Origin of the sequence: Mycobacterium sp., assembly GCF_035506235.1 — a bacterium.
Lineage (GTDB): Bacteria > Actinomycetota > Actinomycetes > Mycobacteriales > Mycobacteriaceae > Mycobacterium.
Genome location: NZ_DATJPU010000090.1, coordinates 1 through 23642, shown reverse-complemented (window position 1 = coordinate 23642; position 23642 = coordinate 1). Strand labels below are relative to the sequence as shown.

The following is a 23642-nucleotide window of genomic DNA, read 5'->3' as shown; positions in this document are numbered from 1 at the left end:
CCAAAATTTCGGCGTGAAGTTGCCTCCCCTCCCCAACCTCATTTGTGCTGCGGCGGCGCCGATTTGGGTGTCGGCGATCGCGCCCGTTCCGTCGGCGTCGGCGGAGCCGTGCCCCGACGTCGAGGTGGTGTTCGCCCGGGGCACCAGCGAGCCTCCCGGCGTCGGCGGCATCGGCCAGCATTTCGTCGACACGCTGCGCTCCCGCGTGGGCGACAGATCGCTGGGTGTGTATCCGGTCAACTACCCGGCCACCACGGACTTCCCCACCGCCATCGACGGCATCACCGACGCCGGCCACCACGTCGAGTCCATGGCGGCGAGCTGTCCCCGGACCAAAATGGTGCTGGGCGGATATTCCCAGGGCGCGGCCGTGATGGGTTTCGTCACCGCGAACAAGGTGCCGGACGGCGCAAACCTGGCGCAACCGCCCCAGCCAATGCCTCCCGACGTCGCCAGCCATGTGGCCGCGGTCGCCCTCTTCGGCAAGCCGTCGAGCCAGTTCATGAGCATCATCAACGAGCCGCCGGTCACGGTCGGCCCCTTGTATGCGCCCAAGACGATCGACCTGTGCGTCCCCAACGATCCGGTCTGCTCGGGCTCGGGATTCCCGGCCGCGCACCGGCAATACGTCGACGCCGGGATGGTGGATCAGGCGGCGGATTTCGCCGCGAGTCGCCTGTAGAACCGCCCGGACGTGGGACCATCCAGGTGAACACGTTCGGTGATGGTGACCGAGGAGGTCGATGGCGATGAACGTGGGGCATGTCGGGAGCACAGCCTTCGATGTCGCCGACAGGCTGGCCATCATCAACCTGTTCGGCGCGTACGCCTACACCTACGACGAGAACCGGCTCGATGACTTTCGGGCGTTATTCACCGACTCACCGGAGCTCGTCCTGCTGCACGAGGGCCGCCCGCTGTCGGCCGATATCGACACGGTCATGAGCCTGCTCGCGGTCAGGAAGGCGGGTTTCAAAGCGGAAAACAACCAACGCCGCCACGCGCTGAATTCGTTCTGGTTCTCCGGCCAAAGCGACCGCAAGGCCACCGGGCACTGCTATGTCCAGGTGTTCGCCATCAAAGACGGCGGCCCGCCCACCCCCGACCTGACCGGACGTTACGAGTTCACCGCGGCCAAGGGGGACGGCGCCTGGCGGTTCAGCCGGTGGGTGGTGGCGCTCGATCAGAAGTCCGACAGCGGCGAGTGAAAAGCGCTGCGCTACGGCGTGATCCGGCGTGACAGTCAGAAGCGGGGGCCGGCCCCGGCTCTGAGAACTTCGAGGGCCGCGTCGATGTCGGGAATGGCCGTGGGACCGTAACCGGTCACCAGCTGGCCGAGCGATGACTATCGCGGCGAGCTATCTACCAGCTGATCTTCGTTGCATTCCAGCAGCTCCTTGAGCGCATCGGGGAACGCGTCGGCGATGCCCCACAAATCCGGCACCAGGTCGGGACAGGCGATGACGCCGATGCCGAGATCCCCGTTGAGCGACATGACGGTGATGTTGAGACCCGCGCTCCCGATGATCGGGCCCATGGGATACATGCTGCCGACGTGGCAGCCCAGGAAATACAACTGGGTCTGCGGGCCGGGCACGTTCGACAGGATCAGGTTGTACGCGGGGCTGTGCGATATCGGAATGTGCGGCAGGATCCGCATGGCCGCGCCGAACATGGTGGGTCCGCCGAACTGGGTCCAGTCGTGCAGCAGCGTCGGACCGATCGCCGCGGTGTGGTCTTTCGCGGCGGAATTACCCGCCGCGGTGGCGCGGATGCGTTCGGCCGGATCGCCGATTTGGCTTTCCACCCGGCAAAACATCCACGTCGTCTGGTTGCGGCCGGGCCGGTGGCACTTGTCGTGCACGGACACCGGCACGGTCGCCACCAGCGGGTGGTCGGGCAGCTCGCCGCGCTCGAGCAGGAACCGCCGCAGCACCCCCGCGCATAGCGTCACCACCACGTCGTTGACGGTCACCCCGAACCGGTCCTTGACCCTCTTGACGTCGCGCATGTCCAGCTGGGTGTAGGCGATGTTGCGGTGCCGGCTGACGGCGCCGTTGAAGGGGGTGGGCGGCGCGGTAAACGGCGCGGCCATGGTGCGGCCGTCCCGCGCGCGAAGAACCGTCCGCGCCAACGTCAGCATTGTCGCCGGCACGACGGTAGCAAGCCGAAACGGCCGCAATGCGAAACCCATCAGTCCGCTCGCGGCAATCTGCAGCGAATTACCGCGACCCGCGCCGCACGCCGGCTGCGGCGGCGGCGCGTCGGGCTCCAGGGTGCATAGCTGGGCGAGCAGGTTTGCGCCGGCCACCCCGTCGACCACGGCGTGGTGGACCTTGAGCATCACCGCCACCACGCCCGCGCGGGCACCGCCTTCAAGCACCCACATCTCCCACAGCGGGTGATCGCGATCCAGCGGAAGCCCCGCGATGTAGCCACAGATGTCGGCCAGTTCGCGGCGGCCTCCGGGGGCCGGCACCCCGATGCGGCGCAGGTGGCGCCGCAGCCGGAAGTCGTCATCATCGACCCACACCGGGTGATCCAGGTTCAGCTGCGTATCGGCGAGCTTCATCCGAAATTCCGGCATCGCGGCCACGCGTTTGGCCACTGCGGCACGAAAGCGGCCGTAGCTGTAGCCGCCCGGCATCGTCGACGTGTCCAACTCCAAAATGCAACACACGTTCAATGGCTGCGTCGGAGTCTCCAAATAAAGGAAGAATGCATCAAGTCCGCTTAGTCGTTCCATAGTCGCCCCGCTCGACTGGTGACCTCTAAATCCCCGCCTAACCCCACAGAGTTTAGGTAGCGGAAATGAGGAGATCCACTGCTTAACAAATCTTTACGCGTTAAATGTTGGTGACCGCGGCGTGGTATCGCCGGCCCCGCTCCGAAACGGGACGCAATAACTCCCCCGGGTGCGGTTCGCGCCTGGTTGGAGACCGACGGATTTCCCCGAACGCCGGGAAAGTTAAACATCTTTCCCGGCCGCCGCCGCCCCGGAGGCCATGCGAGTGAACCGGTCGCGGCGCGGCCTCGTTATCCCCATACCAGCGCCTTGGAGCACGGTCTGTGCGGGGGCAATCCGTGCGCTGATGAGCCGGACGCGCGGGAGGGTCATGTTCAGACGGATCGACACCTGCACTACATCGGGGCACAGCCTGCTGACCATCGAGCTTCGCGACGTGGTGCGCGAGTACCGTGTCGGCGGTCAATCCGTGCGTGCGCTCGACGAGATCAGCCTGCATCTCGAGGGCGGACACATCCTGTCGGTCGTCGGGCCGTCGGGGGCGGGCAAGAGCACCCTGCTGCATCTGCTTGGCGCACTGGACTCACCCGATTCGGGGTCGATCGAATTCGACGGCGACGAGATCGGCCGCCTCAGCGATGAGCAGCAGTCGGCGTTTCGCCATCGCCGGGTGGGCTTCGTCTTTCAGTTCTTCAACCTGTTGCCGACGCTGTCGGCCTGGGAGAACGTCGCGGTACCGAAGCTGCTCGACGGCGTCCGGCTGGGCAGGGCCAAACCGGACGCGATCCAGCTGCTGGACCGCGTCGGGCTCGGCAACCGGACCGAGCACAGGCCCGCCGAGCTGTCGGGCGGCCAGATGCAGCGGGTCGCAGTGGCGCGCGCATTGATGATGGATCCACCCCTGATCCTCGCCGACGAACCGACCGGGAACCTCGACTCCGCGACGGGAGCGTCGATCCTTGCGCTGCTCGGCGAGGTCGCGCACGAGCCGGGCCGCGGCCGGCTGGTGGTGATGGTGACCCACAATGCGGAGGCCGCGGACGCGACCGATCGGGTGATCATGCTGCAGGACGGCCGGATCAGTTCCGATGAGCGGTTGGCGGTCCCGGTGTGACACCGGGCTCCGCGATCGGCGCCGCGGCGAGCCGGCTGCGCCTGTTCAGCGTCCGTGAACTCGCAGTGCACCGCCGACGCACGATCGCATCGATCGCCGTGATGGCTGTGTCGGCCATGTATCTGGTTGCGGTCTTCGGCATCTTCGGCTCGATCACCGGATCGGTCGATCGCCTCGCCGACGGGATCGCGGGCGTCGCCTCGTTGGAGGTCTCGGGCATCACCGACTCCGGGTTTCCCGACACGATCACCGCCGACGTGGCCGCCGTTCCCGGCGTCGCGACCGCGGCGCCGATGATCCGGACGACGGCGTCCACGTCGTCGGGGCCGGTCCTGCTGTTCGGGGCCGACGACCGCCTCGGGGCGCTGGGCGGCGCCCTGAAAGACGCCCTGAAAGACGCCCTGAAGGATGGCGCGAAAAACGACCCCCCGGGGCAGCTCGCGGCCAACGCCGTCCGGGTGGGGCCCGGGATCGGTCGCGCCAAGGGTGAGACGTTCCAACTGGGTTCGGCGTCGGTGACCGTCGGTGAGGTGCTCACGGGCAAGCAGGTCGCCGCCCTCAATGGCGGGCACTATGTCCTCGCCCCGCTTGCCCCGGCGCAGAACATCACCGGGCGGCAGGGCCGGCTCGACTCGATACTGATCACCACGAAACCCGGCGCCGATCCGGCCCGGGTGCGCGCCGCCGTCACCCGCGCGGTCAACGGCCGGGCCATCGTGGCCGACCCCGGCATGCGGGCCACTCGCGCCGGTGACGGCGTCAAGCTGATGAACTACATGGCGCTGATGGGCGCCATGGTCGCGTTGATGGTTGGCGCGTTCCTCATTTACACCGCGATGACGATGGCGATCACCCAGCGCCGCCCGGTCATCTCGTTGCTGCGTGCGATCGGCGCCCGGCGGGCCACCATCGTCCGCGACATGCTCGCCGAGGCGGCGATCCTCGGAATCATCGGGGGGGCCATCGGGTCGTCCATCGGAATAGTGTTGGGCCGCAGTGCGATTGGCCGACTGCCCCCGGCCATGACCCAGGGGCTGGAAGCCCGCATCGAGTACTGGCTGCCCGGCTACGCGATCCCAGCCGCGGTCGCGGTGACGGCGCTGACCAGCGTGGTGGCGTCGGCGATGGCGGCGCGGCAGGTGTACAAGGTGGCACCCATCGAGGCATTGGCACCCGTGGGGGTTTCGGCCGCCGACCGCGTGCCGCGGTGGCTGCGGATCACCAGCGGGGTTGCGGCCATCGCGGTCTTCGGGGTGTCGATCGGAGTGGTGCTCAACGAGCGGGGCGCGGCGGCCTTCGTCGCGGTCTCCGCGGTGTTCTCCGCCGAGATAGCGCTCGGCTTCGCGCTGAGCGGGCCGATCGTCAACACCACCGCCGCGGCGGCCCGAGTGTTCGGGTCGGTCGGGGCGCTCGCGGCCGCGACCATCGAGCGTGCGCCGCGACGGGTGTGGGCGACGGTGATGACGGTGCTCATTGCCGTGGTCACCACCGTCACGATCACCGGCACCAACGCCGACATGATCCGGTCCGCGCGGGGCATCTTCGCCCCGGTCGCCGAGGTCCCGGTGTGGGTGAGCGCGAACCCCCCCGACGGCTACCCCACCGACGCTCTGCCGCAAGGCCTTTCGGAGAAGGTCGGGGCGTTGCCGCGCGTGCGGCGCGTCACCGAGGGCGCGCTCGGCTTCGCCGAGGTCGGCGGCACCCGCGTCATGCTCGACGGCTTTTCCCCGGGCACCGCCGACCCGCTGTACCGCGCGCTCGACGAACGGGTTCGCGACCAAGTGCTCGCCGGTCGCGGCGTGGTGCTCTCGCGGAATCTGGGCACGACCCTGCGCGTCCGGGTCGGCGACCAATTGCGCATGCGGACACCGCACGGCGCCCGGCAGGCAACCGTGCTGGCCCTCGTTCCGTACTTCTCGACCGTCATCGGCACGGTCGGGATGGGCCTCGATCAACTGCGCTCGTGGTTCGACCGCCCGGTGGCGACCACGCTCGAAATCGCCGCCGCCCCAGGCGTGGACGCCGATCGCCTACGGGCGGAGGTCCGCCGCGTGGTGCCCCCGCAAGACTATGTGTACGACGGCCGTACCAAGCTGGCCGGCCTACAGGCCCCGATGCGCCAGAGCATGTTCATCGCGAACGCCGTATGGATCATCGTCGTGTGCGTGGCCGCGGTGGCGCTGCTCAACACGTTGACCCTTTCCGTGCTTGAACGGCGCCGCGAAATCGGTGTGCTGCGGGCCATGGGCGCCAGTCGCCGGTTCACGTTGCAGATGGTGCTGGCCGAGGCGACGGGCATCGGTGTCATCGGCGGCGTGACGGGCCTGGTGTTCGGGTTTGCGGACCAGTGGCTGTTCAGCCTGGTCAGCGGGGACATGATGAACTTTCAGGTCGCGTTCCGCCCGGGCTGGACGGCGGTTGGCTTCTGCCTCGGCGCCCTGGCGATCAGTTTGCTCGGCTCGCTGCCGCCGGCCCGGCGTTCGGCCCGCCTCAACATCATCGAGGCCGTGGGCGTCGAATAGGTATCCGCGCCGAAAGCTCAGAAGCCGAGCGGAAGGAGCGCGGTGAACAGCGGGGCCAGCGGGTCCGTAACCGGAAGGGCTATCGAACTATTCAAGAACGGGGCAACCGGGCTCCGGAACGCCAATATCGTCTGCCCGGGCGCCCCCAGGCCCAGCATGGGCTCGGCGCCCGAAGTCACCGCGGCCGTGAACAGCGGGCTGGCGAAGGTTGTCCCGACGAAATTGTTGTCGTCGGGGTCGGCAACAGAGATGTTCGACACCAACCCGCCGAACCCACTTGTCTGGCTAATGAAGTCGGGGTCACCGGGCACGGGATTGGTAACCGGGCCGAGGCCCAGCGCCGCGGCGAGCCGGCCCGCCAAGCCATGCACCGCCTGCTGCCACTGCGGCAGCTGCGCGGCCGCGGCCGAGGCGCCGGCGTGATAGCCGGCCATCGCGGCCACGTCCTGGGCCCACATCTGCTCGTACTCGGCCTCGGCGGCCGCGATCGCCGGCGCGTTCTGCCCGAGCACATTCGACAACACCAACTGCACCAACCCATTTCGATTGGCCGCCACCTGCAGCGGATGCACCGTCGCCGCCCGCGCGGCTTCGAACGCGCCGGCCACCACCCGGGCCTGTCCGGCAGCGCCCGTCGCCCCGCTAGCCGCCGCGCTCAACCACCCCGCATACGGGGCCGCCGCGGCCGCCATCGCCGCGGATGCCGGACCCTGCCACGCCTGACCCGTCAGGCCCGACGTGACCGAGGAAAACGACGCCGCCGCGGACCCCAACTCGGAGGCCAGCGCGTCCCAGGCGGCGGCCGCCCCCAACATCGGGGCCGCACCCGCACCAGCGAACATCCGCGCCGAGTTGATCTCCGGCGCCAACACCGAAAAGTTCATCACCACAGCCCATTCCGTCACGGTCCGCGGCGACGTGCCGACGGCGTCAACATCGACGACACGCCACGTGTCTTTCCTACACGAGATAGGCACCCGGATAGTTCAATGCGCTCAGGCGCTGCCCTCGGTTCGGGTGGCGAAACCCTGAAGATGCGGCTTGCACGGGAACGGCACCGGGGTGCGGATGCGGCGCAGCTCGGACGTATCGAAGCCGGCCGCGGCGATGGCGTCGACGGTGCGGCGGTTCGGATGACAGCCGGAGGCCAGCCACGACCACGGCCCGGCAACGAGGTCCTGAAGCCGGCCCGTGGCGCCCTCGCCGCGGACGTGCTCGAGGACCACCAACCTGCCACGGGGGACGAGCACCCGCCGGATCTCACCCAGCGTCGCCGCCACATCGTCGACCGAGCACAGCACCAGCCCGATGTGGACAGAATCGAAAGCATTGTCCGGGAACGGGATTGACTCGCCCGTCCCGTCGACGATGTCGACGGCGATGCCACGGCGGTCGGCAAGACGAGACGCCATCCGCCGGAACGCGGCCACCGGCTCCACGGCGGCGACCGACGTCACCGCCGGCGGCACGAACCTCAGGTCGGTGCCCGGCCCCAGGCCGACCATCAGTAGCCGGCCGGTCGCGTGTGCGATCGCTGCGCGCCGATACCGGTCGTAGAAGAGCCGGTCGAAAACCGGCTGGCCGAACCGATACACGTAGGGGAACAGAGGGTTTTCGCGCGTCATCCACCGCCTAGATCCAGTCGGAACGGGGGATACTCGTCGGACATCAGCGATACATACACCGCCACCCGGTAGCGCCATCGAACGATTCCCATGAGGAGGTCGAACATGCCGGGGTGGATGGATCCGGTGCACAGCAACCACGCCGCGGAGATCACGCAAAGCACCTGCAGCAGGGGCTCCATCGCCCAGCACAGCAGTATCTGCGGGAGCCCGAGCAGCCACCACTTCACCAGCACGGCCCAGGGGGTCAGTCGCCCCGGGTAGTCGACCACCAGGTCACCGGGATAACCGGGCCGCGACGCCAGCGCGAACGGCGGGTACTTGTCGGTGCTGTTCATCGGAAATCGGTAATTCATCACCCGCCACGACCAGCGCAGCACGCCGACGTTGAAGTCGAACAGCGGGCGCGGATAGCGGCCGGTGAACAGGATCGTGACACCGGCGGCGATCGTCAGCAGCGGATACACCGCATACAGAAGTATCAGTATCGGGTAGTGCGGAACGGCCAGCACGCACCACTTGACGAGCCATCGCCAGCGCGAGGGTGCGTCGGGATCGGCGCGCACCCGGACGGGACCGTCGGGATTCCGCACCGTGGCCAGATCCGGGGTATCGAGCGCGTTCACCGGCGGCTCGAGGCGACAGGGGTTGCGGTAGCGGGGTCTCGATCGATCGCCGCCGACATCCGGCGATGACTCGTCCAGTACAGGAACATTGTCAGCACCCAGGTGTGTAGCCGGTCCGAGATCAATGCCGCGGGCCTCAGGGTGTTCTCGCCGTGGGCCAGCTGCAGCGATGCCACCCGCGACACCGCCGCCACACGGCGGCGCCGAGTCTTCTCATACCGGCGCAGCGCGTCCGAAATCCCGTTTGGAGAGTTGCGGGCCGCCGAAAGCGCCTTGCACAACACCATGGTGTCGAGGAGCGCCTGGTTGGTTCCCTGGGCGAGGGTGGGCGGCATGGTGTGGGCGGCGTCGCCGAGCAACGTCACCGGGCCAGGGGCCAGGGCGGGGGAAATGGGATGCCGAAAATGGGGATACGGCGAACCGACCAGGTCCTGGTCGGTCAGTTTCCCCAGCACGAGGTCGACGGTGTCAGACCAGCCGGTGAACTTGGACCGGATCACGTCGAGCGGGCTCTCCGGCCTGACGAAGTCGTATGACCACGGCAAGTCGAACCACCACTGCACCTCTGAACCGCCCGCGGGCCACACGCCCGCGTTTCCCTGCTCGCCGATGGCGATCGTCGCCTCGCGCGTGCCGGCGAGCTCGGGAACGGCGAGGAGTCCCTGCCAGCTGCACCAACCGGTCGGTTCGGCGGCAGGCGCGCCGACCACGTCTCGGAGGACCGAGTGCAGACCATCGGCACCGATCACCACGTCGCCCCGGGCCACGGCGCCGTCTTCGAATTCGACTCCCGCACCACTGCGAGCAGCGACGACCCCCACGGCACGCGCACGGCCCCGGATGCGATCGGTCGGGAAGCCCTCCAACAACCGTTCGAGCAGGACGCGGCGCGGAACCATCCGAACGGGAGCGCCCAGCCGGTTCACCATCGCGGTCACGTCCAGGGTCGCGAGCCGGCGCCCCCGAGACGTCACCACGCGCACGCCGGAAAGCAGTTGGCCGGCCCCGTCCATGTTGGCGCCCAGCTGCCGCAGAACCGCTTCGCCGTTGGACCAGATGGTCACGGCGCCGCCACCCGGGCGGATGTCCTTGCGCTGATCGAAGACCGTGACGTCATGGCCGTCCCGCAGCAGTCCCCGCGCAACGGAAATGCCGCTCACGCCGGCGCCGATGACCAGGATCCGAAGTGGGGTCGTCGGCGGCGCTGTCGCACCCCGCCCCAACCGCTCCGGACCCCCGTAGTTGGACGTGATGGCCCCGCCGCTCGTCACTCGATTGAACACGTAAGCGGCCGCCGATCGGTTCACGCGTGGCGGCCCGGATCGGGCGCTATTTCTGCGCGGGTCAGGCGGGTGCGGGCGAGCCGATCATCTTGTGCAGGTCCTCGACCGACCACGGCTCGGCGTCATGGTGGTCGCGGTACCCCAGCACGCGCGGCGCCGGCCGATCGAAGCTGCCGACGAAGCCGCCCGCGGCGACGAAGATCTGGCCCGTCACGTCGCGCGACAAGTCGCTGGCGAGATAGGCGTAGAGCGGGGCCACGAACGCCGCCGGGGCGCTGTCCAATGAGGCTCGCATCGTCGCCTCGTCGAGCAGCCCGCGATGGTAGAGGCCGGCAATGTGGTTTTCGTATTCCGCGCCGGTGGACAGCCGCGTCCGCGCGCCGGGACACACCACGTTGGCCCGGACACCATGGGGCTTCAGTTCCGCCGCGATGGCCATCGTGAGTCCGTTGACGGCACCTTTGCCCGCGGGGTAGCCGGTTCCGCCGTAGTCGCCGAGAAAGGCCACCGAGCCGGTGTTGATGATCGCCCCGTGCCCTTGGGCAGCCATGACGCGGGCCGCGACCCGGCAGGTGTGAAACGCCGTACCGAGGTGCGCGCCGATCAGGCGGTCGAATTCCGCCGGCGATACATTCAGGATCGACGAACCGGGCGGCTCGGCGATCCCGGCGCAATTGACCAGGGCGTCCAACCGACCGTAGGAACTCACGCATTCGTCGATGAGCGCGGCGGCTATGCGTTCGTCGTCCGCGGCCCCGATGACCGGGCTGACGCGCCCGCCGGAGTCCGTGATCGCCGCGACGGTCTCCTCCACGGCGTCGGCGTCGCGACCGTTGACGACGACACCGGCGCCGAGGTTGCACAGCAGTTCGGTGACCGCGCGCCCGATACCGCGGCTGCCGCCGGATACCACCACACCGCGGCCGGCCAGCGGGCTCGCGCTACGCATTGGCGTGAGCTGCGGTGTTCCCAGGCATGAGGCGAACAGTACCCACGCGGCACAGGAATGGCACAGGAATGAGAAACGCCTGCCGGCCAGCGGCAACGGCCTCGCGGCTCTGTGGCCGGCGAACTTCGCGCGATTCCCGACAATCCGCCTTCGTACCGCTTTGTGTGAGAGAACGCGGGCTCGTGCCGTGGGGCGTATAGTCATGGGTGAAGTCCGTTCTGGACATGTCGCCGTTTAGCTCAAAGCGGTCAATCAGCCCGCACGGCTGTTGGGCTTGACGTGGCTCCGGCGATACCAGCACCGTCACCCCCTCCCGTTGTTGCAACGTGTGCTGATCATCGACTCGTCCTGCGGATAGAAGTGCGGCGGAGGCGACTGTGCGCATAGCTGCGATGCCTCGCCGCACGTGACCCATAGGAAGTGGGCCAGAATGCAAACCTGTTCGTACCCTAATCTTTTCACCGCGAGTTGCGTCGGCAAGACGCGATTCAGCTTATGACCGACGTCGCGACTCCACCCCGCCCGACTCGGTCAGCCAACACGCAAACGGACGATTCATACGACGACGTTGTCGAGATGTTCATCGAGCTGCGCCAGTTGCCGGGCGAATCCCACGAGTACTGCCGGCAACGCGAGCGCATCGTCGCCCGATGCCTGCCCCTGGCGGACCATGTGGCCAGCCATTTCGCGCGTCGCGGCGAAGGTCTGGACGACCTGATACAGGTCGCCCGCCTGGGGCTGATGAATGCGATCAACCGATTCGACCCCGACAAGGGACCCAGCTTCATCGGTTTCGCGGTGCCCACCATGATGGGCGAGGTTCGGCGTTACTTCCGCGACTACAGCTGGGGCATGCGTGTGCCGCGGCGTTTACGCGAGCTGCACGTCCAAATCAGCAGAACCACAAGCGATTTAGCACAAAAGCTGGGCCGCGCGCCCACCGCCGGCGAGCTCTCCCAGGTGCTCGAAGTCCCACGCGAGGAAATCGTCGAATGCCTCGTCGCGGGCGATGCCTATCGGCTCGACTCTCTGGACGCGCCCCTTGGCGCCGACGGCTCGGGCAAATCGCGATTGGTGGCCGACGCCGTGGGCGGCATCGATCCGCAAATCGAGCACATCACCAACCGCGAGGCGGTGCGTGCCCTGGTGGGCGCGCTCCCCGAGCGCGAACGCCAGGTGCTTCATATGCGGTTCTTCGAATCGATGACCCAAAGCCAGATCGCCGAGCGAATCGGCGTGTCGCAGATGCAAGTCTCTCGCATCCTGGCCAACACGCTGCGCTGCCTGCGCGACCAATTGGACTAGTGGCGATCGCAAGCGCGGCGTGACCGGGCGCTGCGGGTCGCCACCATCGGTCTCGTGGCGATCGCAAGCGCGGCGTAGCCGGGCGCGGCGGGTCGCCACCATCCAACACCCGCCCTCCGCACCGCCCGGCCCGGCGGCACCTTCGGCGATCCCCGGCGATGTACTGTGCGATTCGGAAACGAGTCGACTGTGTCGCCGGAGTCAGCGTGGAAGGAGCGCGATGTGATGAGGATTTCTCGGACGGTGATCGCGGGCCTCGCGGCGGCGCTGACGCTGACGGTGGCTGGCTGCGGCAGCAAGCCGGCTCCCTCGACGTCACAGACGCCGCAGTCGGGCTCGTCCAGCCCGGCCACGAATACCAGCAGCTCGGCGGCGAAATCCTCGGCGCAGGCACAACCGGGCGAGTACACCTCGCTGTTGATCCAGGCGACGGACATCGACGCCCCGATCCAATTCACCGGCAGCCCGCCGACGAACAACCCCAACGGCCAGCCGGGCGTCGCGACCACGTTCAAGACCGACGACAACAGCCACGTCATCAAGGACACGATCCAGGTGCTCCCGGACCCGGCGGCCGCCACGAATGCGCTGAACGCGGCAAAGGGCGCACAGGCCGGCAACGTCAAGAACCCGAAAACGGATCCGTTCAACGTCGGAACCGGCGGAACGACGCTGACCGGGAACTCGCCGGACAACTCCAAGGGCGTCTTGATACTGATGTTCACCGAGGGCAGGGCGTTCGTCACGCTGGAGTTCGACGGCCCGGTCGACTCGCTCCCACCGCAGGACTTCGTCACCGACGTGGGCCAGAAACAAGACGCGGCCGTAAAAAAGGGGCTCGGCGGCTGAGCCCCGTGGCCGGCGCGATCACCCGAGGGGATTTATGAACGTCGTCAACGGCCTGCCGGCGCACGCCCTGTGGCTGCATCTCGTGGTGGTGCTCGTGCCGCTGACCGCGCTGCTCGAAATCCTCTGCGGCTTATGGCCGGCCGCCCGGCGGGGCCAGCTGTTGTGGCTCATGCTGGTCATGGCCGCCGCCACCATGGTGATAACGCCCATCACCGTCAACGCCGGCCAATGGCTCTATGACCTGAGGAAAAAGCCCGCTCCCATCCTGCAAGAACACGCCGACCGCGGCAGCACGATGGTGTACTTCGCTGCCGCCCTGCTGGTGGTCGCAATCGGGCTGGTTGCGCTGCGCTTCATCGAACGACGATCCGACAACCGCGGGGTGGCCACGCGGGTCATCGTCGCGATAATCGTTCTCGCCGTGAGTGTTTCGTCGATGGTCCAGATCTACCGCACCGGTGATGCCGGCGCCCAATCGGTGTGGGGCGGCGAGATCGCCCGCCTCAAGAAGTCGAACGGCACCTAGCGATCCGCCTCATATCACGCTCAACGCGACGCGCGCCCACGCGTTGTTGCCGTACCCCCGCGGATTCCACAGCGACGCCGCCCATTCCGGCTGCGCGGCACCTGTCTCGTCCCAGGCGCGGGCGGTGATGCGCAACGGTCCCGGCGCGACGTCGACGACCAGCGACCACGGCCGCCACGACCATTTACCGGGCGCGGGGTGCAGGTCGGCTTGCCGCCAGGTGAGGCCCTCATCGAGCGACACGTCGACTCGCTCGACGCTGCGGCCGTCGCCGGCGATCCCGTAGCCCCGGATGGTCAACTGACCCCGCGGCACACGGTCGTCGTCGGTGGGATCGAGGATGTCGCAGTTGAGCGCCACGGACGAGAGCGCAATGCCCTCCCCCGCGGCGACGGCTTCGGGGTCGGCGTCCGCTGGCAGGATGCGGTAGTCGCGCGACTGGAAGTAATTCTCCGAAGGGCCGCTTTGCACCGTGATGTCGGAGATCCACTTGACGCTGCGCGCACCGATGTAGCCGGGCACCACGACCCGCACCGGACCGCCGTGGGTGCGCGGAAGGGGTTCGGAATTCATCCGCCACGCGAGCAGGACTTCGGGCGACATGGCCTTGCTCAGCGGGATGGAGCTGCCGTAGGGCTGGAGGGGCTTCGCCTCCTCGGCGATGTCCAATGCCTGGAAGGCGACGTGCAGCCCGTCGTAGTGCTGCGCTCCCGCGGCCGCCAGGACGTCGGTCAGCCGGGCACCGCGCCACTCCGCGGTGGAGATCGCCCCGTGCGCCCAGGGTTCTTTCCCCGGTATGGGCCGCACCCGCAGCATCTCGGCGCGCCGGTTGCCGGCGCATGCCAGCGTCGCCACCACATCGTGTTGATCGAACTCGGTGGTCAGTTGCTCATACGTGACGGTGAGCGGCCTTTCCACCTGCCCGTTCACTGTCAGCTGCCAGTCCTGCGGCGCGGTGTCGGGAAAGCTCCCATGATTGCGGGCGTAGAACGCGTCGATCGGGGTGAGGGCACTGTCGGCCAGCACCGCGGGAGGCGGTTCGGCGTTGTAGGGCTGGTTGGCACGCACGATCATGTCGTCGCGCTTACCCCACGATGCCGTGGTCGGCGTCATGGCGCCTATTGTCACGCTTCCTCCTCTGGCGGCGATATCACCGAATCGTTCCCCGGTTGACGGGCCACGGCCGGAGGGCTGGGTTTTGTGGGCTCACAAGCATTGCTTGTGGGTCCCCAAAAGACTGCCCCAAAAGACTGCCCCAAAAGACTGCCTTGTACCGGAAGGGATTGTCATGCCACTAAGCAGTCACGTACCCGACCTGTTCGCGTTCGAAATCTTCTTGGCCATCGCCCGGACCGGCAGCCTCGCCGCGGCGGGCAGGGAATTCGGGCTGACGCGGCAGGCGGTTTCGGCGCGACTGGCCTCCATCGAAGCCCAGATCACCGCCGTGCGCGACGGGAAAGCCGATCTCGGGTTCATCGAGACCCCTTACCTGCCAAAGGGGTTGCGCAGCAGGGTGGTCGCGCACGAGGAGCTTGTGCTGATTGTGCCCGCCGACCACAAGTGGGCGCAGCGCCGGCGACCGGTAACGGCGGCGGAACTGAGTCAAACACCGCTGGTGACCCGGGAACCCGGATCCGGGACGCGCGACTCGTTGACCGCCGCCCTGCGCCAAGCCCTCGGCGACTCCTCCCGGCAAGCGCACCCGGTCCTCGAACTGTCGTCTGCCGCCGCGGTGCGCGCGGCCGTCGTCGCGGGCGCCGGGCCCGCCGTGATGAGCCGGCTGGCCGTTGCCGACGACCTGGCGATCGGACGGCTGCGGACCGTGGCAATCCCCGAGTTGAACCTGCGACGCCAACTGCGGGCCATCTGGGTGGGTGGAGGCACACCGCCCGCGGGTGTCGCCCGGGACTTGCTTACGCACATCGCAGCCCACGATCCCCGTTAGCTCCCTTGCCCCGCCGCCGCATCGTCCAATATGTTCCGTTCGTTGTGACGCGTCACACCGGGCCCAAAGCGAAACGGAGCTGATCAGATGGACGTCATTCACGGACACTGCGACGCGCGTTTCGACAAGGTCCGGGCGGCGCTGGCGGACAACATCACCTCCGGTGAAGAGGTTGGCGCGTGCATCGCCGTCGACGTCGGCGGCGAAACCGTCGTCGACATCTGGGGCGGCTGCTCCGACGCCGGACGCACTACGCCGTGGGCCGAGGACACCATCGTCAACGTGTGGTCCTCCACCAAGACGGTCACCAGCCTCGCCGCCCTGATGGTCATCGACCGCGGCCTGGTCGAACCGACCGCTCCGGTGGCGGCTTACTGGCCGGAATTCGCCGCAAATGGCAAGCAGGACATCCAGATTCGCCACATCCTGTCGCATACTTCCGGGGTGTCCGGGTGGGATCTACCCTTCGCCACCGAGGACATGTATGACTGGGACAAGGCCACCACGGCCCTGGCGGCCCAGGCGCCGTGGTGGGAGCCGGGCACCGCGTCGGGGTATCACGCCCACAACCAGGGCCACCTGATCGGCGAGGTGATCCGGCGCGTCACCGGTCATTCCCTCAAGGAGTTCGTCCGCGACGAAATCGCCGGCCCGCTGTGCGCCGACTTCCAAATCGGCGCGGCGCCTGCCGATTACGAACGCATCGCCGAGATCATCCCGCCGCCTCCCCTCGAGCTGCCGCTCGACCAGCTCCCCGAGGACAGCCCGATGCGCAAAACCTTCAGTGGCCCCCCACCCAACGCCGATGCCGCGAACACGCCGGCCTGGCGCGACGCCGACATGGGCGCCCTCAACGGCCACGGCAACGCCCGTTCCCTGGCGGCGATCCTCTCGGCGATTTCGTTGGGCGGCAAGGCCCACGGAGTTCAATTGCTCAAGCCCGAGACCGTCGACCTGATCTTCGACGAGCACGCGAGCGGCGTCGATCTCGTCCTGCCCGCGCCGCTGCGCTGGGGCCTCGGATACGGGCTTCCGCAGAAGGAAGCGCTGTCCTACGTCCCCGACGAGAGAATCTGCTTCTGGGGCGGATGGGGCGGCTCGATGGTGTTGATGTGGCCCGAACGCCGGACCACCGTCGCCTACGTCATGAACAAGATGGGCCCCGGGATTCTGGGCTCGGACCGGATGGCGACCTACGGCAAGCTGATCTTCGACGCGCTCGGATCGGCAGCTTGATGGCATGCGTTGCCGCCCGGGTTTTTCCGGCCCTGGTCGCGGCGCTCGCCACGACGCTGACGGGGACGTCGACAAGAGCGCTCGCCCAGCCGTCCGATTACACCGGGTTGTTGATCCGGGCGAGCGATCTCAACGCGCCGCGGGGCTTCACGGCCACGCCGCCGATCAACAACCCGAACGGTCAGCCGGGCGCCGCGACGACGTTCAGCGACCAAGACCGCACGCACGTCATCTTCGACAGTATCCGGATCCTGCCGGATCCGGCCACGGCTGTCCGAGCGCTGGAGTCGGCGAAGGCGACACGGGATGGTTACGTCCACGGCATACCCGAGCCGATCGCCGTCGGAGCCGGCGGCACGACGATCTCGGGGCCCTCACCCGACGGCTCCAAGGGAGTCACGCTCCTGCTGTTCACCGAGGCCGCCGCGTTCGCGGAGCTGGAATTCGACAGCCCGCCCGATGATCTGGTGCCGGTGGACTTCGTCACCGACGTCGGTCTCAAGCAGGACGCGGCGATCAAGAGGGAGCTCACCGGCTGAACGCCTGTGGCGCCGGCGTGAGAAGGAAAAGGCGAAAGCGACGCCGCCCGGCGCGGTCCTGGGCGATCTGATAATTCGGCCAATCCTGCACCACCTTCGCCCAGGCCTTGTCGCGCTGCGCCCCGGTGAGCAACCGCACCGTCGCGGTGAACCGCTGACCGCGTCGGCGAACTGTGACCCGTTCCGTCGCTGTGAGATTCGCCGACCAGGCGGGGTGGCGGGGAAGACCCCAGTTGGAGCCGACGACTATCAGCCCGTCCGCGACGGGCACGCACTGCACGGTGGCCGTGCGGGCCAGGCCTGTTTTGCGCCCCGAGGTGGTGACCTGCACATTGGGCAGGCCGGTCAGGTCCAGCACACCGAGGCGTCCTTTGCTTGCGAACCGGAGGAACGCCTCTACCCCTTCCGCGACCGGTCGCCCCCGCAGCACCAGCCAGCGATAGGCGGTCGGGTTTCGCGCCACCCGCTGCAGCGGATTCACATCCGTACTCTATTCCGGGCGGTCCGGTCGGGCATCCCGACGCGGTTGACGCAAGGCGCCGTTGCGGCCACCCGACGACGCGACCCGCCGGTGCCCGCCGGACAGATTAAATAAATTGTTTGATTTAACTGGGTGCGGGGTGTTCACTGAGGCGATGAACTCCGAGCGGATGCCACGCTCCGAGAGGTCGACGGGCACCAGAGAGGCGATCTTGGCGGCCGCGGAGGTGCTGTTCGCAGAGCGTGGCATGTACGCGGTGTCCAACCGGCAGATCAGCGAGGCCGCCGGGCAAGGGAACAACGCCGCGGCTTGCTACCACTTCGGAACGAGGACCGACCTGCTCCGGGCGATCGAGAGCAAGCATCGGGAGCCGATCGAGGCGCTGCGCGCGCAAATGCTGGCCGACGTCGGCGATTCGAGCGAGCTACGGGACTGGGTTGGCACGTTGGTGCGCCCCCTCACCGACCACCTGGCCGCCCTCGGCGCCCCCAGCTGGTACGCACGGTTTGCCGCTCAGGCGATGGCCGACCCCACCTATCGTCACGTCGTCACCAAGGATGCGCTCACGTCGCCGCGGCTGGTGCAGACCATCGACGGAATCACCCGCTGCCTTCCCGAGTTGCCCAAGCGAGTGCGTTTCGAGCGCATCGCGATGGTCCGCAACCTCCTGATGCACACCTGCGCCGAGCACGAGGGCGCGCTGGCCGAGCACGGGCCGCGGTCGCGGTCGAGCTGGCCGGTTGCCGGCGAGGGACTGATCGACGCGATCGTCGGTCTGTGGCGTGCGCCGGTCCACGTGGGCGCGGCAGTGGAGAACCGAGGAGGACGATGACCGAGATCTCGACCGCCACCGAGATTCCCGACTTTCCGATGACGCGGGCGCCCGTTTGCCCGTTCGCCCCGCCGCCAAAGGTGTTGGCGCTCAACGCCGACAAGCAGCTCAGCAGGGTCCGGATCTGGGACGGCAGCACGCCGTGGCTGATCCACGGCTACGACGCGATACGAGCGTTGTTCACGGACTCGCGCACCAGCGTCGATGACCGCCTGCCACGTTATCCGCACTGGAACGAAGGGATGCTGGCGACGGTCCATAAGAGGCCACGCTCGGTGTTCACTTCCGACGGCGAAGAGCACACCCGGTTCCGCCGGATGCTGTCGAAGCCGTTCACCTTCAAACGCGTCGAAGGGCTGCGGCCGGCGGTGCAGAAGATCGCCGACGATCGCATCGACGCCCTGTTGGCCGGCCCCAATCCCGGCGACGTCGTCGGCACCGTCGCGCTGCCTGTCCCCTCGCTGGTCATCAGCCAACTGCTGGGCGTGCCCTACGAGGACGCGGATTTCTTCCAGGAGCAAGCCCAGCGGGGCACCGGGCGCTACGCGACCGAGGAGGACACGGCTCAGGGCGCCGCCTCGTTGGCGCGATACATCGCCAAGCTGATTCGCGCCAAGATGCAAGAGCCGTCAGAGGATTTGGTGTCCGATCTGGCCGAGCGGGTCAACGCCGAAGAGCTCAGCGTGCGCGAGGCCACCCAACTGGCCCTCGGCGTGCTGATCGCCGGTCACGAAACCACCGCGAACATGCTCAGCCTGAGCGTCGCCGCGCTGCTGGAGCATCCCGATCAGCGCGCGGTGCTGCGCGACGCCGACGACCCGAAGTTCGTCGCCACCGCGGTCGAGGAATTGATGCGCTATCTCAGCATCATCCAGACCGGTCAGCGCCGCATCGCCATCGAGGACATCGAGGTCGGTGGGGAGACCATCCGGGCCGGCGAGGGCATCATCCTCGACGTCGCGCCGGCGAATTGGGATTCCCGCCGATTCCCCAACCCCGACCGGCTGGACCTGGGGCGTGAGGACGGCCCGCACGTCGGCTTCGGCTACGGCCGCCACCAATGCGTGGGCCAGCAACTGGCCCGGATGGAACTGCAGATCGTGCTGCCCACCCTGCTGCGCCGCATGCCGACGCTGCGGCTCGCGGTCCCGCTCGAGGACCTGCCGTTCAAACACGATTCGTTGGCATACGGCGTCTACGAGCTCCCCGTGACATGGTGAAGCCCGATCTGACCCTCGAAGTGCCGGATTTATCCGGCAGGTTCGCGCTCGTGACCGGAGCCAACAGCGGTCTGGGGCTCGGTCTGGCGAAAAGGCTGGCCGCCGCGGGCGCCGACATCATCCTGGCGATTCGCTGCCGGACCAAGGGCGAAACCGCTATCGCCGAGATCCGCCGGGGGGCACCGGCGGCCAAGCTGGCCATCAGGCATCTGGACCTGTCATCGCTGAAAAGCGTGGCGGCGCTCGGTGAGGAGCTGGCCGCAGAGGGCCGCCCGATCGACGTCTTGATCAACAACGCCGGCGTCATGACACCGCCACAGCGCCAGGAAACCCGAGACGGCTTCGAATTGCAGTTCGGCACAAATCATCTGGGTCACTTCGCCTTGACGGGGCACCTGCTGCCCCTGCTGCGCGCGGCGAAATCCGCGCGCGTGGTGACCGTCAGCAGCATCGCCGCAACTCAGCGCAATCTCGACTTCAGCGATCACAACGCGCAACATGGCTACAAACCCATGCGCTCCTACGGAATGGCCAAGCTGGCGCAACTGATGTTCGCGATCGAATTGGATCGGCGCAGCCGCCTCGGCGGCTGGGGGGTGATGTCCAACGCGGCGCACCCCGGGTTGAGCAAGACCAACCTGCTCAGCGGCGCGTCGTACGGTCGCGACAGACCGACGCTGCAGGCCCGGTTGACCCGGCTGACCTGGCGGCTGCTGCCGTTCATGTGGCTCGACGTCGAGGAGGGCATCAAGCCTGCGCTTTATGCGGCGGCATCTCCGGACGCCCGCGGCGGCGCGTATTACGGACCGCGCGGCTTCTACGAAACCGCCGGGGGCGGAGTAACGTTCGCCGGAGTGCCCAACTTGGCGCGCAGCGAGGCCGGCACGCAGCGCCTGTGGCAGCTGTCCGAACAACTCACCGGCGTCAGCTACCCCATGCCGGGGTGATGAAGGGACCATGATGTCAGGTCAAGCCCGCAACCTGTATCCCGAGGACGTGATCGGCGCGCCCAAGCGGCACCGCGGTCCGCAGACGGGGTTCAGATGACGAATTCACTCACCGCCCGCGGCTCGGTCTTCGACATTCCCGACGAGCCGGACTTCGTGCGCATGCGCGCCGAGACCGGCGCACGGCTCCGCGCCGCGATGGCCGACCACGGTGTCGACGCGCTCATCCTGCTGATGAACGGCTACGTCGGGTACGCGACGGGGACCAGTTGGCCGCTGCTCGATGCGGGCCTCTCGCACGTCGAGCGCCCGGTGGCCGTCGTGCTGGCCGACGACGAGCACCCACACCTGTTCATGCCGTTTCGTGGCGGAGGGTTCCCCGAATCGTCCGGGCCGCCGGTGCGCGATGATCATCTGCACGGGCCGGTCTATCTCGAATTCGACCAGGGCGTCGGCGATTTCGCCCGAGAGCTGGCCGACCTCATCCCTCGGGGCGCGAGCGTGGCCGTCGACGAGCTCACGGGCGCGATGCGGCGGGCGGGCGGCACCCTGTTTCCGTCCGGCCCGCCGTCGGATGCGGCGATCGTGGTCGGCGCGGCGCAGTTGGTCAAGACGCGCGACGAGGTTTCCTGCCTTCGCCGCGCCTGTCGCATCACCGAGCGGGCCATGGCCGACGTGCAGGAGGCATTGGCACCGGGGGTACGGCAGCTTGACCTTTCGGCCAAGCTGGTCCGGCGCGCCTTCGAGCTGGGCGCCACCACCAACATGCTCGAGGCCATCTGGCAGGTGATGCCCAGCTCGCGGGAGGCCGGTGTGTGGACGACCCACGGTGACCTGGCGTTGCCCCTGCTCCCCACCGCTCGCGAACTGGCCGCCGGGGACGTGCTGTGGACCGACATCAGCATCAGCTACGCGGGATACTGCTCGGACTTCGGTCGAACCTGGCTGGTCGGCGACCGACCGTCGCCGCGGCAACAGGACCAGTTCCGTCAGTGGCGAGCCATCCTCGACGAAGTGCTCGCCGTGACCAAAGCCGGTGTCACGTCGGGTGATCTGGCGCGGGCGGCGATCGCCGCGAACGGCGGACGCAAGCCGTGGCTGCCGCACTTCTATCTGGGTCACGGCATCGGCACCTACCCCGCCGAGGCCCCGATGATCGGCACGGACCTCGGCGAGGAATTCGACGACAACTTCGTCTTTCCGCCCGGCATGGTGCTGGTGCTCGAACCTGTGGTGTGGGAGGACGGCACAGGCGGCTACCGCAGTGAGGAGATCGTGGTGATCACCGAAGACGGCTACACGCCGATCACCGACTACCCCTACTCCCCCTATGGCGACTGACGTTTTGCCCGACCCCCTGCCGTTGCGGACGGGGCGTCGGGATCGGGCGCTGGCCCAAATGGAAGCGCACGACCTCGACATCTTGGTGCTGGGGCGGCAAGCCAACATTCGTTATGTCACCGGCGCCCCCCAGCTGTGGATCGCGGGGACGCGACCGTTCGCCCCCATGTGCGTCGTGGTGCGCGCCACCGGCGAGATCTACCTCAACAGCACCGATGACGAGGGAGTCCCCGACGAGATCGGTCGCGATCACCTGTACGGGCTGGCCTGGAACCCGATGACACTCATCGAGGTTTTGAAGCACATCGACGGCGCGGCGACGGCGCGACGGGTCGGAACCGACGCCATCACACCAACTTTCGCGGCATTGCTGCCTGCGGCCTTCCCCGGCGCCGACCTCGTCGACGGCGAGCCGGCCATGCGGGCGGCGCGCCGCATCAAGACGCCCGACGAGATCGCGGCGATGGGCCCTGCGCTCCGCGTGGCGGAAAAGGGACTGGCCGCCGCCCTGGCGGAGTTGCAGCCGGGAGCGTCCGAGCAGGCGCTGGCCGGGGCCGCGCTGGAGGCCATGGCCGCCGGCGGGGTGAGCACGCCGGCCACCCAGGACGTCGCATGGGTCACCTCGCGGGAACACCCGTGGCGACGCTGCCACACCGAGTTTCGGGCCGGTGACCTGGTGGCGTTGGCCGTCGGCGCGCTGGCCGACGGATATGTCGCCGAGGTGGCCAGGACGTGGCCCGCGGGACAGACGACTAACGGCTCGGCCCGCGCGCTCTTCGACCGCTCAGATGCGCTGTACGACAGGATGATCGCCGCCTGTCGTCCCGGTGAACCCACGACCGCGCTGCTCGCCGCCTATGCGGCCGCGGGCGAGTCGCTGCCGCCCATGCCCGTCGCGCACGGCGTGGGACTCGGTTTCGACCCGCCCGTCGTGTCCGAAAAGCTGCCCGCAGCAGCCGAACTCGACCGGCTCGAGGCCGGGATGGTGCTGGCGATCAGCGGCTACGTGTGGCAAGAGGGCATCGGCACGGTATTGCGCCGTGACACCGTGCACATCACCGACGAGGGCGCCGTCGCGCTGACCAGCAGCCCGTCACCCGTTTGATGTCCCGGGTCAATCGGGTTCGTCGACGTCTTCGTCGTCCTCGTCTTCGTCCTCGCCGAGGAATCGTTCGGGGTGGTGAAATCCATTGGTTCGGGGTTGGCCGTGGTCGAGGTGGGGTGGGGGTATCCATTCGGTTTGGCCTTGGGCGTTGGTGCGGGTGGTCCAGCCGTTTTCGGCGAGTCGGTTGTCGGGACCGCAGGCCAGGGTGAGGTCGTTGATGTCGGTGCGGCGGGTGGTTGCCCAGCCCCGGACGTGGTGGACTTGGCTGTGGTAGGCCGGGGCGTCGCAGCCGGGTTTGGTGCAGCCGCGGTCCTTGGCGTACAACATGATCCGCTGGGCGGGGGAGGCCAGGCGCTTGGTGTGATGTAGCGCCAGGGGTTTGCCCTGGTCGAAGATCGCCAGGTAGTGGTGAGCGTGGCTGGCCATGCGAATCAGGTCCGACATCGGAAGC

23 protein-coding genes and 1 pseudogene are annotated in these 23642 nt (G+C 68.0%); 15 read left to right on the top strand and 9 right to left on the bottom strand.

Annotation, left to right across the window (positions count from 1 at the left end; translation table 11 throughout):
• Nucleotides 1-40 precede the first annotated feature (40 nt).
• Both VMD50_RS08360 and VMD50_RS08355 read left to right on the top strand, forming a co-directional pair.
• Nucleotides 41-682: a cutinase family protein gene (locus tag VMD50_RS08360; RefSeq protein WP_325426735.1), complete on the top strand. Its 642-nt coding sequence runs from the start codon at nucleotides 41-43 to the stop codon at nucleotides 680-682.
• Between the two features lie 61 nt (nucleotides 683-743).
• Nucleotides 744-1208: a nuclear transport factor 2 family protein gene (locus tag VMD50_RS08355; RefSeq protein ID WP_325426693.1), complete on the top strand. Its 465-nt coding sequence runs from the start codon at nucleotides 744-746 to the stop codon at nucleotides 1206-1208.
• 137 nt (nucleotides 1209-1345) lie between these two features.
• On the opposite strand, the gene VMD50_RS08350 is transcribed toward VMD50_RS08355, so the two are convergent.
• Nucleotides 1346-2746, bottom strand: a complete 1401-nt coding sequence (locus VMD50_RS08350; RefSeq protein WP_325426691.1) for a WS/DGAT/MGAT family O-acyltransferase — start codon at nucleotides 2744-2746, stop codon at nucleotides 1346-1348.
• Nucleotides 2747-3161: 415 nt separating this feature from the next.
• Between VMD50_RS08350 and VMD50_RS08345 the strand changes: the two genes are divergently transcribed.
• Both VMD50_RS08345 and VMD50_RS08340 read left to right on the top strand, forming a co-directional pair.
• Nucleotides 3162-3860: an ABC transporter ATP-binding protein gene (locus tag VMD50_RS08345; RefSeq protein ID WP_325426733.1), complete on the top strand. Its 699-nt coding sequence runs from the start codon at nucleotides 3162-3164 to the stop codon at nucleotides 3858-3860.
• Nucleotides 3857-6382, top strand: a complete 2526-nt coding sequence (locus tag VMD50_RS08340) for an ABC transporter permease (RefSeq protein WP_325426689.1) — start codon at nucleotides 3857-3859, stop codon at nucleotides 6380-6382. Before VMD50_RS08345 ends, VMD50_RS08340 begins: the two co-directional genes overlap by 4 nt.
• Nucleotides 6383-6725: 343 nt before the next feature.
• Here the strand turns inward: VMD50_RS08340 and VMD50_RS08335 are convergent.
• The 5 genes and pseudogenes from VMD50_RS08335 to VMD50_RS08315 all read right to left on the bottom strand — a co-directional run.
• Nucleotides 6726-7266, bottom strand: a pseudogene (locus VMD50_RS08335) (PPE family protein); the annotation flags it as partial.
• Between the two features lie 111 nt (nucleotides 7267-7377).
• On the bottom strand, nucleotides 7378-8007 hold the full coding sequence (locus tag VMD50_RS08330; protein WP_325426687.1) for a class I SAM-dependent methyltransferase: 630 nt from the start codon (nucleotides 8005-8007) through the stop codon (nucleotides 7378-7380).
• Nucleotides 8004-8573: a DUF4389 domain-containing protein gene (locus VMD50_RS08325; RefSeq protein WP_325426730.1), complete on the bottom strand. Its 570-nt coding sequence runs from the start codon at nucleotides 8571-8573 to the stop codon at nucleotides 8004-8006. The genes VMD50_RS08330 and VMD50_RS08325 overlap by 4 nt, the downstream gene beginning before the upstream one ends.
• Nucleotides 8574-8629: 56 nt before the next feature.
• Entirely contained in the window at nucleotides 8630-9814 is a 1185-nt protein-coding gene (locus VMD50_RS08320; RefSeq protein ID WP_325426728.1) for an FAD-dependent oxidoreductase, read from the bottom strand.
• Between the two features lie 163 nt (nucleotides 9815-9977).
• A complete protein-coding gene (locus VMD50_RS08315; protein ID WP_325426685.1) occupies nucleotides 9978-10865 on the bottom strand; it encodes an SDR family NAD(P)-dependent oxidoreductase in 888 nt (295 codons plus the stop codon).
• Between the two features lie 495 nt (nucleotides 10866-11360).
• On the opposite strand from VMD50_RS08315, the gene VMD50_RS08310 reads away from it, so the two are divergent.
• From VMD50_RS08310 to VMD50_RS08300, 3 genes are all read left to right on the top strand, one after another.
• On the top strand, nucleotides 11361-12170 hold the full coding sequence (locus VMD50_RS08310; protein WP_325426684.1) for a SigB/SigF/SigG family RNA polymerase sigma factor: 810 nt from the start codon (nucleotides 11361-11363) through the stop codon (nucleotides 12168-12170).
• A gap of 225 nt (nucleotides 12171-12395) precedes the next feature.
• Complete coding sequence (locus tag VMD50_RS08305; protein WP_325426682.1) at nucleotides 12396-13019, top strand: hypothetical protein; 624 nt, start codon at nucleotides 12396-12398, stop codon at nucleotides 13017-13019.
• 34 nt (nucleotides 13020-13053) lie between these two features.
• A complete protein-coding gene (locus tag VMD50_RS08300; RefSeq protein WP_325426680.1) occupies nucleotides 13054-13545 on the top strand; it encodes a DUF2231 domain-containing protein in 492 nt (163 codons plus the stop codon).
• A gap of 9 nt (nucleotides 13546-13554) precedes the next feature.
• Here the strand turns inward: VMD50_RS08300 and VMD50_RS08295 are convergent, their stop codons facing one another.
• Nucleotides 13555-14658 carry a sulfite oxidase gene (locus VMD50_RS08295; protein ID WP_325426678.1) on the bottom strand — a complete coding sequence of 368 codons (1104 nt, stop codon included), beginning with the start codon at nucleotides 14656-14658 and terminating at the stop codon, nucleotides 13555-13557.
• Between the two features lie 175 nt (nucleotides 14659-14833).
• On the opposite strand from VMD50_RS08295, the gene VMD50_RS08290 reads away from it, so the two are divergent.
• The 3 genes from VMD50_RS08290 (at nucleotide 14834) to VMD50_RS08280 (ending at nucleotide 17265) form a co-directional block, all read left to right on the top strand.
• The gene (locus VMD50_RS08290; protein WP_325426676.1) at nucleotides 14834-15490 is read left to right on the top strand and encodes a LysR family transcriptional regulator; all 657 of its coding nucleotides are present in this window, start codon (nucleotides 14834-14836) and stop codon (nucleotides 15488-15490) included.
• An 87-nt stretch (nucleotides 15491-15577) separates the two neighbouring features.
• Nucleotides 15578-16726, top strand: coding sequence for a serine hydrolase domain-containing protein (locus VMD50_RS08285; RefSeq protein WP_325426674.1), 1149 nt, complete (start codon nucleotides 15578-15580; stop codon nucleotides 16724-16726).
• Nucleotides 16726-17265, top strand: coding sequence for a hypothetical protein (locus tag VMD50_RS08280; protein ID WP_325426726.1), 540 nt, complete (start codon nucleotides 16726-16728; stop codon nucleotides 17263-17265). Before VMD50_RS08285 ends, VMD50_RS08280 begins: the two co-directional genes overlap by 1 nt.
• On the opposite strand, the gene VMD50_RS08275 is transcribed toward VMD50_RS08280, so the two are convergent.
• Complete coding sequence (locus tag VMD50_RS08275) at nucleotides 17255-17746, bottom strand: nitroreductase family deazaflavin-dependent oxidoreductase (protein WP_325426673.1); 492 nt, start codon at nucleotides 17744-17746, stop codon at nucleotides 17255-17257. The genes VMD50_RS08280 and VMD50_RS08275 overlap by 11 nt on opposite strands.
• A 139-nt stretch (nucleotides 17747-17885) precedes the next feature.
• Here VMD50_RS08275 and VMD50_RS08270 point away from each other — a divergent pair, with 139 nt between their 5' ends.
• The 5 genes from VMD50_RS08270 to VMD50_RS08250 all read left to right on the top strand — a co-directional run bounded on the left by VMD50_RS08270 (nucleotide 17886) and on the right by VMD50_RS08250 (nucleotide 23191).
• Nucleotides 17886-18578 carry a TetR/AcrR family transcriptional regulator gene (locus tag VMD50_RS08270; RefSeq protein ID WP_325426671.1) on the top strand — a complete coding sequence of 231 codons (693 nt, stop codon included), beginning with the start codon at nucleotides 17886-17888 and terminating at the stop codon, nucleotides 18576-18578.
• Nucleotides 18575-19798 carry a cytochrome P450 gene (locus VMD50_RS08265; RefSeq protein ID WP_325426669.1) on the top strand — a complete coding sequence of 408 codons (1224 nt, stop codon included), beginning with the start codon at nucleotides 18575-18577 and terminating at the stop codon, nucleotides 19796-19798. Before VMD50_RS08270 ends, VMD50_RS08265 begins: the two co-directional genes overlap by 4 nt.
• Nucleotides 19792-20745, top strand: a complete 954-nt coding sequence (locus tag VMD50_RS08260) for an SDR family oxidoreductase (RefSeq protein ID WP_325426667.1) — start codon at nucleotides 19792-19794, stop codon at nucleotides 20743-20745. The genes VMD50_RS08265 and VMD50_RS08260 overlap by 7 nt, the downstream gene beginning before the upstream one ends.
• Nucleotides 20746-20841: 96 nt before the next feature.
• Entirely contained in the window at nucleotides 20842-22086 is a 1245-nt protein-coding gene (locus tag VMD50_RS08255) for a M24 family metallopeptidase (protein WP_325426665.1), read from the top strand.
• Entirely contained in the window at nucleotides 22076-23191 is a 1116-nt protein-coding gene (locus VMD50_RS08250; protein WP_325426663.1) for a M24 family metallopeptidase, read from the top strand. Before VMD50_RS08255 ends, VMD50_RS08250 begins: the two co-directional genes overlap by 11 nt.
• A gap of 9 nt (nucleotides 23192-23200) precedes the next feature.
• Here the strand turns inward: VMD50_RS08250 and VMD50_RS08245 are convergent.
• Nucleotides 23201-23642, bottom strand: a 442-nt coding sequence (locus tag VMD50_RS08245) for an HNH endonuclease signature motif containing protein (protein WP_325426661.1), incomplete at its 5' end; no start/stop codon positions are given.